Source organism: Kocuria sp. cx-455, from assembly GCF_057707085.1.
This window is the reverse complement of record NZ_JBYIPM010000012.1, coordinates 1-1,168: the sequence shown is the minus strand read 5'-3', so window position 1 is coordinate 1,168 and position 1,168 is coordinate 1. Positions and strand designations below refer to the sequence as shown.

Here is a 1,168-nt window from a genome sequence, read left to right as displayed (position 1 = left end):
GGCTCATCACAAAGCAGGGTGTAGTTGGGGTCTGAATCCGCCGGTCTTGAGCAGCGATCTGGCTATGTAGTGGACGAGGTTGCGGAAGGCGAGGGCTGAGCCGCGGAGGTGTTCGAGCCGACCGTTGATGGCCTCGGTGGGGCCATTCGAGGTGCCGGGCCGGTCGAAGTAGGCGAGGATGTCAGCGGCCCGCTTGTTCAGGGTGCGGCCCAGCACGATAACCTCCTTCAGAGCGGCGGGGACACCGCTGCCGATGGCGTCGATGACGGCGTGCATGCGGATGCGTCCCGTGGCCCGGTCGGGTTCCCGGTAGGCAGCGATCATCTTCTGGTAGATGCCCCAGGTGGTCTCGACCTCGAGGTGGTCATCGCCGGCGAACAGGGTCTCTAGGCGGGTCTTCTGTCGGGCGGTGAGCAGGTCCAGACCGGTGTGGAGGGTGCGGCGGGCCCGGTAGAGCGGGTCGGTGGCACGGCCGCGGTGGCCGTGGAGGTCTTGCTGGACCCGCCTGCGGCATTGGTCGAGGGCATCCCCGGCGAGGCGGATCACGTGGAATGGATCCATCACAGCAGTGGCATCGGGCAGCTCTTCGGTGGTGGCGGTCTTGAACCCGGTGAAGCCGTCCATCGCGACGACCTCCACCCCGGCCCGCCACTGCTTGGGACGGGCAGCGAGCCAGGTCTTGAATGCTTGCTTGGAGCGGCCCTCGACCATGTCCAACAAGCGTGCCGGGCCGGTGTTGTTCCTGATCGGAGTGAGGTCGATGATCACGGTGACGTATCTGTCGCCGCGGCGAGTGGGGCGCCAGACGTGCTCGTCGACGCCGAGCGCGCGCACGCCGTCGAACCGCTTCGGGTCATCAATCAGGACCCGCCGGCCTTCGGCCAGGACGGCGTCGTTGGCGGTGTTCCACGACACGGCCAAGCCTTCGGCGATCCGGGCGATGGTGAGGTGGTCGACCACGAGTGCTTCCAGCGCCCAGCGCAGCGCCCGCCGGGACAGCTTGGATCGCGGTTCGGCGGCCTTGCTCATGTCCTGGCGCCACACGTGCCCGCACTCGGAACACCGGTAGCGGCGCACCGTGATCAGCAGGACGGTGGGTCGCCAACCGAACGGCTCGTGCGCCAACCGGCGAACCACGCTGCCGCGCGGGGTTCCCCTCACAGCCGCA

At 68.0% G+C, this 1,168-nt stretch carries 1 pseudogene; it reads right to left on the bottom strand.

Annotation, left to right across the window (positions count from 1 at the left end):
- Positions 1–6: 6 nt before the first annotated feature.
- Positions 7–1,168, bottom strand: a pseudogene (locus AC3ENJ_RS12705) (ISL3 family transposase); the annotation flags it as partial.